This is a genomic window from Kitasatospora sp. NPDC001539 (assembly GCF_040298565.1).
Taxonomy (GTDB): Bacteria; Actinomycetota; Actinomycetes; order Streptomycetales; family Streptomycetaceae; genus Kitasatospora.
The window spans coordinates 1-9,594 of record NZ_JBEPAK010000261.1 but is presented as its reverse complement, the minus strand read 5'-3'; the positions used below and the strand labels follow the sequence as shown (position 1 = coordinate 9,594).

The 9,594-nt window shown below is 71.4% G+C and carries 8 protein-coding genes; 2 read left to right on the top strand and 6 right to left on the bottom strand.

What is annotated here, in order from left to right; all coding sequences use genetic code 11:
- Positions 1 to 125 precede the first annotated feature (125 nt).
- From pgl to tkt, 5 genes are all read right to left on the bottom strand, one after another.
- Positions 126 to 914 (bottom strand): 6-phosphogluconolactonase, encoded by a 789-nt coding sequence (gene pgl, locus ABT247_RS28360; protein ID WP_350747884.1) that lies wholly within the window; start codon positions 912 to 914, stop codon positions 126 to 128.
- Positions 911 to 1,987 carry a glucose-6-phosphate dehydrogenase assembly protein OpcA gene (gene opcA / locus ABT247_RS28355; RefSeq protein WP_350747882.1) on the bottom strand — a complete coding sequence of 359 codons (1,077 nt, stop codon included), beginning with the start codon at positions 1,985 to 1,987 and terminating at the stop codon, positions 911 to 913. Before opcA ends, pgl begins: the two co-directional genes overlap by 4 nt.
- A complete protein-coding gene (zwf, locus tag ABT247_RS28350) occupies positions 1,984 to 3,540 on the bottom strand; it encodes a glucose-6-phosphate dehydrogenase (protein WP_350747879.1) in 1,557 nt (518 codons plus the stop codon). The genes opcA and zwf overlap by 4 nt, the downstream gene beginning before the upstream one ends.
- Positions 3,541 to 3,604: 64 nt before the next feature.
- Positions 3,605 to 4,747, bottom strand: coding sequence for a transaldolase (gene tal / locus ABT247_RS28345; protein ID WP_350747876.1), 1,143 nt, complete (start codon positions 4,745 to 4,747; stop codon positions 3,605 to 3,607).
- An 85-nt stretch (positions 4,748 to 4,832) separates the two neighbouring features.
- On the bottom strand, positions 4,833 to 6,932 hold the full coding sequence (gene tkt / locus ABT247_RS28340) for a transketolase (RefSeq protein WP_350747873.1): 2,100 nt from the start codon (positions 6,930 to 6,932) through the stop codon (positions 4,833 to 4,835).
- Between the two features lie 476 nt (positions 6,933 to 7,408).
- Here tkt and ABT247_RS28335 point away from each other — a divergent pair, with 476 nt between their 5' ends.
- Entirely contained in the window at positions 7,409 to 8,356 is a 948-nt protein-coding gene (locus ABT247_RS28335) for a heme o synthase (RefSeq protein ID WP_350747870.1), read from the top strand.
- Positions 8,357 to 8,496: 140 nt separating this feature from the next.
- Here the strand turns inward: ABT247_RS28335 and ABT247_RS28330 are convergent, their stop codons facing one another.
- Entirely contained in the window at positions 8,497 to 9,138 is a 642-nt protein-coding gene (locus ABT247_RS28330) for a DUF2461 domain-containing protein (protein WP_350747867.1), read from the bottom strand.
- 72 nt (positions 9,139 to 9,210) lie between these two features.
- Here ABT247_RS28330 and ABT247_RS28325 point away from each other — a divergent pair, with 72 nt between their 5' ends.
- On the top strand, positions 9,211 to 9,546 hold the full coding sequence (locus ABT247_RS28325; RefSeq protein ID WP_350747864.1) for a hypothetical protein: 336 nt from the start codon (positions 9,211 to 9,213) through the stop codon (positions 9,544 to 9,546).
- Positions 9,547 to 9,594 lie beyond the last annotated feature (48 nt).

Genomic DNA, 9,594 nt, shown 5'->3' with positions numbered 1-9,594 from the left:
CACGCCGCTCTTCCGATCGGCGGGCCGCACGCCGTGGCCTCCGACGAGAAGGGGCGCCACGGTCGAGTGACGGTGCCGCCCCTGCCTTTTCTACGGGTCCTCGCGCCCAGGGGTGCTCGCGGCCCTCACGCGGAGGCCGGCGGGTACAGCTGCGGCGGGATCCGCTCCGCGGCGGCGCGGTCCAGCAGCCACAGGGTGCGGCTGCGGCCGTACGCGCCGGAGGCGGGCGCCTGGAGCTCGCCGGGGCCGGACAGGGCCAGCGCGACCGCGCCCGCCTTGTCCTCGCCCGCGGCCAGCAGCCAGACCTCCCGGGCCGCCCGGATCGCCGGGAGGGTGAGCGAGATCCGGGTCGGCGGGGGCTTGGGGGCCCCGCGCACGCCGACCACCGTCAGCTCGGTCTCCCGCACGCCCGGGTGCTCGGGGAACAGCGAGGCGACGTGGGTGTCCGGGCCGACGCCGAGCAGCAGCACGTCGAAGGCCGGGACACCGCTGCGCTCGCCCGGTCCGGCGGCCCGGGCCAGTTCCTCGGCGTAGCGGGCGGCCGCGGTCTCCAGGTCCGAGCCGTCCACGCCGTCCGAGGCGGGCATCTCGTGCACCCGCGCCGGGTCGAGCGGGACGGAGTCCAGCAGCTCGGCGCGGGCCTGGACGGCGTTGCGGTCCGGGTCGGCGGCAGGCACGAAGCGCTCGTCGCCCCACCAGAGGTCCAGCCGGCCCCAGTCGACCGCGTCGCGCGCCGGGGAGGCGGCGATCGCGGCCAGCAGGGCGTTGCCGTTGCGGCCGCCGGTCAGCACCACCGAGGCGGTGCCGCGGGCGGCCTGGGCGTCCACGATCCGGGTGATCAGCCGGGCCGCGGCCGCCTGGGCCATCAGCTCCTTGTCGCGGTGGACGACCAGCTGCGGGGTCGCGTTGGTCATGCGCCGTCCTTGGAGGTGGAGCGCTTGGCCGCGGTCTTCCGGGCGGCGGGCTTCTTCTCCGCGTCGGCCGGCGCCCCGTCCGGCTCGGCCACCGCGGCCTCGACCGCCTGGGCGATCTGCTCGGCGGCCGCCGTCTCGGCCTCGGACGGCTCGCGCAGCCGCTCGACGGGCGTGCGCACGGCCGTCGAGTAGATGTCGTCCGGGTCGAGGCGGCGCAGTTCCTCGGCGATCAGCTCCGAGGTCTCGCGCCGCTTGAGCGCCACCTGGCGGTCCGGCGAACCGGGCATCGAGAGCGTGCCCATCAGGCCGTCCGGGCGGTCCAGGGTGATGTCCCCGTCCTTGGTGCGCAGGTGCACCGCGGTGATGCCCGGGCCGGCCGTGACCGTCCGCTCGACCGGCACGTGCAGCCGGTTGAGCAGCCACAGGCCGAGCAGTTCGACGCTGGGGTTGTAGGACTCGCCCTCGACCACCGCGGAGAGGATCCGGGACGGCCGCTGGTCCAGCGCGGCGGCGAGCATGGAGCGCCAGCCGGTGAGCCGGGTCCAGGCCAGGTCGGTGTCGCCCGGGGTGTAGCTCTCGGCCCGCTGCGCGAGCTGGTCGACCGGGGACTCGGCGGTGACCGCGTCGGTGATCCGGCGCTGGGCGAGCGCGCCCAGCGGGTCCTGCGCCGGGTGCAGCGGAGCGTTCTCCGGCCACCAGACGACGGTCGGCGCGTCCGGCAGCAGCAGCGGCAGGACCACGGACTGGGCGTGCGAGGCGAGTTCGCCGTGCATGCGCAGGATGACCGTTTCGCCGGAGCCGGCGTCCGTGCCGACCAGGACCTCGGCGTCCAGACGGGTCTCGGCACGGGCCCGGGGCGAGCGCCCGGCGCGCTTGATCACCGCGAGGGTGCGCATCGGGTGCTCGCGGGAGGCCTCGTTGGCGGCCTTGAGGGCGTCGTAGGCGCTGCCCTCGTCGGTCACGATCACCAGGGTGAGCACCATGCCGGCAGCGGTGGAGCCGCTGGCCCGGCGGGCCTCCATCAGCGCCGCGTTGATCTTGCTGGAGGTGGTGTTGGTGAGGTCGATCTTCATGGCCGGCGCCAGCTCCTGCCGTCTCGTGCGAGCATCTCGTCCGCCTCGGCGGGGCCCCAGGTGCCCGCCGCGTACTGGGCAGGCTTGCCGTGGGCGTCCCAGTACTTCTCGATCGGGTCGAGGATCTGCCAGGAGAGCTCGACCTCCTGGTGGCGCGGGAACAGGTTGGCGTCGCCGAGCAGCACGTCGAGGATGAGCCGCTCGTACGCCTCCGGGCTGGACTCGGTGAAGGACTCGCCGTAGGCGAAGTCCATCGTGACGTCCCGGACCTCGAAGGAGGTGCCCGGCACCTTGGAACCGAACCGCACCGTCACGCCCTCGTCCGGCTGGACCCGGATGACCAGGGCGTTCTGCCCCAGCTCCTCGGTCGCGTAGGAGTCGAACGGCAGGTACGGGGCGCGCTGGAAGACCACCGCGATCTCGGTGACCCGGCGGCCCAGCCGCTTGCCGGTGCGCAGGTAGAACGGGACGCCCGCCCAGCGGCGGTTGTTGATCTCCAGCTTGATGGCCGCGTAGGTGTCGGTCTTGGATTCGGGGTCGATGCCGTCCTCGTCCAGGTAGCCGACGACCTCCTCGCCGCCCTGCCAGCCCGCCGCGTACTGGCCGCGCACGGTGTGCCGGCCCAGGTCGGCCGGGAGCTTGACGGCGCTGAGCACCTTGAGCTTCTCGGCGACCAGCGCCTTGGGGTGGAAGGACGCCGGCTCCTCGATGGCGGTGAGCGCCATCAGCTGGAGCAGGTGGTTCTGGATGACGTCCCGGGCGGAACCGATGCCGTCGTAGTAGCCGGCCCGGCCGCCGATGCCGATGTCCTCGGCCATGGTGATCTGCACGTGGTCGACGTACGAGCGGTTCCAGATCGGCTCGAACATCTGGTTGGCGAAGCGCAGCGCCAGGATGTTCTGGACCGTCTCCTTGCCCAGGTAGTGGTCGATCCGGAAGACCTCGTCACGGGGGAAGACCTCGTGGACGACCTTGTTGAGCTCCTGGGCGCTCTCCAGGTCGTGGCCGAAGGGCTTCTCGATGACGGCGCGGCGCCACGAGCCCTGCGGCGGGTCGGCCAGGCCGTGCTTCTTGAGCTGCTGGACGACGGTCGGGAAGAACTTCGGCGGGACGGACAGGTAGAAGGCGAAGTTGCCGCCGGTGCCCTGGGCCTTGTCGAGTTCCTCGATGGTCTGGCGGAGCTTGTCGAAGGCGTCGTCGTCGTCGAAGGTGCCGTGGACGAAGCGCATGCCCTTGGCGAGCTGCTGCCAGACCTCCTCCCGGAACGGGGTGCGGGCGTGGTCCCGGACGGCGTCGTGGACCTCCTTGGCGAAGTCCTCGTCGTCCCACTCGCGGCGGGCGAAGCCGACGAGCGAGAAGCCCGGCGGCAGCAGACCCCGGTTCGCGAGGTCGTAGATGGCCGGCATCAGCTTCTTGCGGGACAGATCGCCGGTGACCCCGAAGATGACCAGGCCGGACGGCCCCGCGATGCGCGGGAGCCGCCGGTCGGAGGGGTCACGAAGCGGGTTGACGGGGGTGGCCGGGAGGTCGTCCGCGTCCGAGTCTGACGTCAACTCAGGAAAATCGTTGCTCACTTCGGTGTGCTCCGCTTTCGTGCGCTGGCTGTGTGAGCAGGGGTCACTTCTCGGTGGCGAAGGAGGCCAGCGAGGCGGTGACGGTGTCGAGCAGCTCCTGCCAGGACTGCTCGAACTTCTGCACGCCCTCGTCCTCCAGGACCTTGACCACGTCGTCGTAGTCCACGCCCGCGGCCGCGACGGCGTCCAGGACGGCCTTGGCGTCGGCGTAGTTGGGGACGATGGTGTTGCCGGTGACGACGCCGTGGTCGCCGGTGGCGTCCAGGGTGGCCTCGGGCATCGTGTTCACGGTGCCGGGGGCGACCAGCTCGGTGACGTACAGGGTGTCCGGCAGGGCCGGGTCCTTGACGCCGGTGGACGCCCAGAGCGGGCGCTGCGGCTTGGCGCCGGCGGCCTCCAGGGCCTTCCAGCGGGCGTTGCCGTCGGTCTTGCCGTCGACGCTGCCGAAGACCTCCTCGTACGCCTGGTAGGCGAGGCGGGCGTTGGCCAGGGCGGCCTTGGAGCGCAGGTTCTTGGCGTCGCCGCCGACCTTGTCCAGGCGCTTGTCGATCTCGGTGTCCACGCGGGACACGAAGAAGGAGGCGACCGACTCGATCTGGGAGAGGTCCAGGCCCTTGGCCTTGGCGGTCTCCAGACCGGTCAGGTAGGCGTCCATGACGGCCTTGTAGCGGTCCAGCGAGAAGATCAGCGTGACGTTGACGCTGATGCCCAGGCCGATGACCTCGCTGATGGCGGGCAGGCCGGCCTCGGTGGCGGGGATCTTGATGAAGACGTTCGGGCGGTCGACCAGCCACCACAGCTGCTTGGCCTCGGCCACGGTCGGGGCGGTTGCATGCGCCAGGCGCGGGTCGACCTCGATGGAGACCCGGCCGTCGCGGCCGTTGGAGGCGTCGTAGACCGGGCGCAGCACGTCGGCGGCGTCGCGCACGTCGGAGGTGGTGATCATGCGGACCGCCTCCTCGGTGGTGACCTTGCGGACCGCGAGGTCGCGCAGCTGGCCGTCGTAGGAGGTGTCGCCGCTGCCGGCGATGGCCTTCTGGAAGATGGTCGGGTTGGTGGTGACACCCACCACGTGCTTGTTCTGCACCAGCTCGGCCAGGTTGCCGGAGTTCAGCCGCTTGCGGCTGAGGTCGTCCAGCCAGATCGCAACGCCTTCGTCGCTGAGGCGCTTCAGTGCGTCAGTCATGGTGCTTCAGTCCTTCTTCTGCTTCGTGGGGTAGTCAGAGGGGCCGCGTACCCGCGTGCGGGCGAGGTACGCGGCCGGAGCGGAATCAGCGGTTGACGGCTTCGAGGGCGCGCAGGGTGTTGTGCGCCTCGGCGACCACCCGCTCGGCGGTCAGACCGAACTCCTCGAAGAGCACCTTGTAGTCGGCGGAGGCGCCGAAGTGCTCCAGCGAGACGATCCGGCCGTGGTCGCCGACCAGCTCGCGCCAGCCCTGGGCGATCCCGGCCTCGACCGAGACGCGGGCCTTGACGGACGGCGGCAGCACGCTGTCGCGGTAGGCCTGGTCCTGCTCCTGGAACCACTCGAAGGACGGGAGGGAGACCACGCGGGTGGCGATGCCCTCGGCCTCCAGGACCTCGCGGGCCTGGACGGCCAGCTGGACCTCGGAGCCGGTGCCCATCAGGATCAGCTGGGGGTCGCCGTTGGAGGCCTCGGCCAGGATGTAGCCGCCCTTCGCGGTGCCCTCGGCGGAGGCGAAGACCTCGCGGTCGAAGGTCGGGACGTTCTGGCGGGTGAGCGCCAGGCCGACCGGGCCCGGGTGGGTGGTCTGGCGCTCGATGATCGTGCGCCAGGCGACGGCGGTCTCGTTGGCGTCCGCCGGGCGGACCATGGCCAGACCCGGGATGGCGCGCAGCGCGGCCAGGTGCTCGACCGGCTGGTGGGTCGGGCCGTCCTCGCCGAGGCCGATCGAGTCGTGCGTCCAGACGTAGGTGACCGGCAGCTTCATCAGCGCGGCCAGGCGCACCGCCGGGCGCATGTAGTCGGCGAAGACCAGGAAGGTGCCGCCGTAGACGCGGGTCCGCCCGTGCAGCGCGATGCCGTTCATGGTCGAGCCCATGGCGTGCTCGCGGATGCCGAAGTGGATCGTCCGGCCGTACGGGCTGGCGGACTTCAGCGGGTTGCCCTCGGGGAGGAAGGAGCTGTCCTCGTCGATGGTGGTGAGGTTGGACTCGGCGAGGTCGGCCGAGCCGCCCCACAGCTCCGGGATCACCGCGCCGAGCGCCTTGAGGGTCTCGCCGGAGGCCTTGCGGGTGGCGACGTCCTTGCCGGCCGGGAAGGACGGGACGGCCTTCTTCCAGCCCTCGGGCAGCTCGCCGGCCTGGATGCGGTCGAACTCGGCGGAACGCTGCGGGTTGGCGGCGCGCCAGGCGGCGAAGGACTTCTCCCACTGGTCGCGGGCGGCCTTGCCGCGCTTGATGACCTTGCGGGCGTGCTCGATGACCGGCTCGCTGACCTCGAAGGTCTTCTCCGGGTCGAAGCCCAGGACCTTCTTGGTGGCGGCGATCTCGGCGGCGCCGAGCGCGGAGCCGTGCGCCTTGGCGGTGTTCTGGGCGTCCGGGGCCGGCCAGGCGATGATCGTGCGCATCGCGATCATCGACGGGCGGGAGGTCTCGGCCTTCGCGGCGGCCAGTGCCTGGGCGAGGGCCTCGACGTCGATGTCGCCGTTGGCCTTCGGGGCGACCCGCTGGACGTGCCAGCCGTAGGCCTCGTAGCGCTTGAGGACGTCCTCGGAGAAGGCGGTGTCGGTGTCGCCCTCGATCGAGATGTGGTTGTCGTCGTACAGGGCGACCAGGTTGCCCAGCTTCTGGTGGCCGGCCAGCGAGGAGGCCTCGGCGGAGATGCCCTCCTCCAGGTCGCCGTCGGAGACGATGGCCCAGATGGTGTGGTCGAAGGGGGACTCGCCGGCCGGGGCGTCCGGGTCGAACAGGCCGCGCTCGTAGCGGGCGGCCATCGCCATGCCGACCGCGTTGGCGATGCCCTGGCCGAGCGGACCGGTGGTGGTCTCGACACCGGCGGTGTGGCCGTGCTCCGGGTGGCCGGGGGTGCGGCTGCCGGCCACGCGGAAGGCCTTGAGGTCGTCCAGTTCCAGACCGTAGCCGGAGAAGTAGAGCTGGGTGTAGAGCGTCAGGCTGGTGTGCCCGGGGGAGAGGACGAAGCGGTCCCGGCCGGCCCAGGCCGGGTCGGTCGGGTCGTGGCGCAGGAAGCGCTGGAAGATCAGGTACGCCGCGGGGGCCAGCGACATGGCCGTCCCCGGGTGTCCGTTGCCGACCTTCTGGACAGCGTCCATGGCCAGGACGCGCGCCGTGTCAACCGTGCGCTCGTCCAGTTCGGTCCACTCGAATGCGTTCGTCGGCGCAGTGCTCACCCTGTCTCAGGGCTCCTTCCATTGTGAAGAGTGACCCCGTGAATGGGGACCGGGTCGGCCACGGCGCTGTGGTCCCGACTGAGGATGGTGCCGGTCACGGAGGGTAGATCCCGCTTCTACGTGCGAGCCTACCGTCCGGCCCGGGGCTCACCCTCCGTGCCGAGACAACCGGGATTTCCGCATGGTGATTCCCACTAGGGCGTTCTGACTGATTTTGTCCCAGCCTCTCCCGATTTGCCGGGCCGCGCCGCTCGGGCGGCCGGGGCGGGTCGCGCGGACACGCCGGAAGCGGTTCGTGGCATCACCCAGCCGGTTCACTCAGCCGGTTCACTCAGGGGTGTGCGATCCGCCTCGCCGGGGGACCCCGGAGCCGGATGGGATATATGGAGCGTCTATGGTGGCGTGGTACGCGCAGAGCGGACGATTCGGGACCCATCGTTCCTGTGGCCGCCTGCGAGGATTCATCTTCAGTTGGGGTGTTAGTGACCGCCGTCGAAACCCGTCCCGCCGGGGTCACCGGGGCGACTCCTGCGCACCGGCCCATCGGGGCCCGTGTCGGCGCCTTCGTCGCACTGACCAAGCCTCGGATCATCGAGCTGCTGCTGATGAGCACCGTGCCGGTGATGTTCCTGGCGCAGCAGGGTGTTCCGGACATGCTGCTGGTGCTGAAGGTCGTGGTCGGCGGCTTCCTGTCCGCGGGCGGCGCCAACGCCCTCAACATGTACATCGACCGGGACATCGACGCGCTGATGTCCCGCACCGAGCGGCGGCCGATCGTCACCGGGATGGTGTCGCCGCGCGAGGCGCTGGTGTTCGGCGTCGTGCTGGCGGTCGTGTCGACGCTGCTGCTGGGCTTCGGCGTCAACTGGCTCTCCGCCGGGCTGGCGCTCGGAGCCCTGCTGTTCTACGTGTTCGTCTACACGCTGGGCCTCAAGCGGCGCACCTCCCAGAACATCGTCTGGGGCGGCATCGCCGGCTGCATGCCGGTGCTGGTCGGCTGGTCCTCGGTCACGAACTCGGTGTCCTGGGCGGCGGTGGCGCTCTTCCTGGTGGTGTTCTTCTGGACGCCGCCGCACACCTGGGTGCTGTCGATGAAGGTGCGCGACGACTACCTGCGCGCGGGCGTGCCGATGCTGCCGGTGATCAAGGGCAACGTGGCGGTCGGCAAGCAGGTCGTCGCCTACTCCTGGGTGATGGTGGCGACCTCGCTGGCGGTGTGGCCGCTCGGGCACATGAGCTGGCTGTACCCCGTCGCCGCGGTGGTCCTGGGCGCGGCGTGGCTGCGCGAGGCGCACGCGCTGTACGGGCGGGCGAAGGCCGGTGTCGTGGGCGCGAAGCTGAAGGAGATGCGGCTGTTCCACTGGTCGATCACCTACCTGTCGCTGCTGTTCGTGGTGTGCGCGATCGACCCGTTCGTCAAGTAGCGGTTGACGCAACGGCTGACGCAGGGAGCCCCGGTCCGGTGGACCGGGGCTCCTTCGCGTCCGGGGGCCGGGGCTTCTTGGCGTCCGGTGGACCGGAGCTCCTTGGCGTCCGGGGGCCGGTTTCGAGTTCTCGAACCGTCTCAGCGGGCGGGCAGCTCCGACGGACCGACGTGATCGTCCAGCCAGTCCCGCAGCGGCTGGGAGGCGCGCAGGAAGCCGGTGATCCGGGTGCGGGCCGCCCGGGTGCCGAGCCACTTCGCGGGCGCCCACTCCTGCCAGGCCACCAGGCCCTTGTGGCGGAGCAGCCCGATCCTCGGATGGTCCTTGGGGAAGCCGCGCGGGGTCGACTTGAGCGAGTCCCGGCCGTGCACCCGCGGCCCGGCCTGCTCGACCCGCGCGATCACCCGCTCCAGCTCGGCACCGGTGACGTCCTCGGCGACGGCGGCGCGGTAGCGCTCCAGCTGGTCCGGGGCGAGCTGGTACATGCCGTTCCCGCAGGCCAGCCCGTCGGCGGAGAGCTGGATGTAGCCGCCGCTCTCCAGGTGCGCGCCGATGTGGGTCTTGTACGGGGACTTGTCGGCGCTGAACCGGATGTCGCGGTTCGGGCGGAAGATCTTCCCCGGCCCGAACTCCGGCTCCAGCTCGGCCAGCAGCAGCTCCATGGGCGCGCGGACGGCCTGCTCGTACTGGTCCTTGTGGGCCTGCCAGAAGGACTTCGAGTTGTCGGCCTCCAGGTGCTCGTAGAAGTCGAGGGCCTCGGCCGGCCAGCCTTTGAACGTCATGTTCCGAGTATGTGTCCCGGTGCACAGGGTGCTCCCGTCGCCAGGGCGTCTACCGGTGGGTAGCATGCGGGCATGAGCGCAGAGACCGCCACCGCCGCCGCGCCGGACGCCCGTACCGAGCGCCGCGCCAAGCGCATCGCCAAGCACCTGACCAGCTTCGCCCAGCAGCACGGCGGCAGCGCCGACGCGGTCGTCGAGTACGTCGGCGCCGTGGCCACGCGCATCGTCGTGGTCGGCGCGGACGGCGCCTGGGGCGACCAGGTGGCCCCCAGCTACGCCGTCGGCCGCCGGGCCGCGGAGCTGGCCGGGCTGACCCTGCACGACGACTTCGAGGGCGAGCTGGGCCTCAAGGTCAAGACCGGCCAGTACGAGTGGAAGCGGATGGCCGGCATCCAGCTCGGCGGCTGACCGCACCCGCGTGAACGCCGACGGCCCGGCTCCCCCGTTCGGGGGAGC